The sequence below is a fragment of the Pseudoalteromonas sp. GW168-MNA-CIBAN-0100 genome (assembly GCF_040309225.1).
Taxonomy (GTDB): domain Bacteria; phylum Pseudomonadota; class Gammaproteobacteria; order Enterobacterales; family Alteromonadaceae; genus Pseudoalteromonas; species Pseudoalteromonas arctica.
This window is the reverse complement of record NZ_JBEOOL010000906.1, coordinates 1-248: the sequence shown is the minus strand read 5'-3', so window position 1 is coordinate 248 and position 248 is coordinate 1. Positions and strand designations below refer to the sequence as shown.

Here is a 248-nt window from a genome sequence, read left to right as displayed (position 1 = left end):
CAGCAAAGCAAGTTTAGGTTTCCCCACCAACCAAACTAATAGAAGTGTTGCAACTGCTATGAAGTGTAAAATACCAAAGTAAATCCAATGTTCTGGCAAGGTAAATAGTGAGGATAAAGTCACTAGTAACGCAGCACTAGATATCTTAACCGTTCGCCAAGCTAATTTCTTCGCTGATATACCACCTTGATAGGAATAAACCAGACTGGCACCAACAGAAAACAAGAACAAACTTACAATTATTGCTC

Annotated in this window: 1 protein-coding gene; it reads right to left on the bottom strand. The window is 38.7% G+C overall.

Annotation, left to right across the window (positions count from 1 at the left end; genetic code table 11):
* Nucleotides 1-248 (bottom strand): heparan-alpha-glucosaminide N-acetyltransferase domain-containing protein (locus tag AAEY62_RS23950; protein WP_350636966.1); only part of this gene is annotated, 248 nt, incomplete at both ends.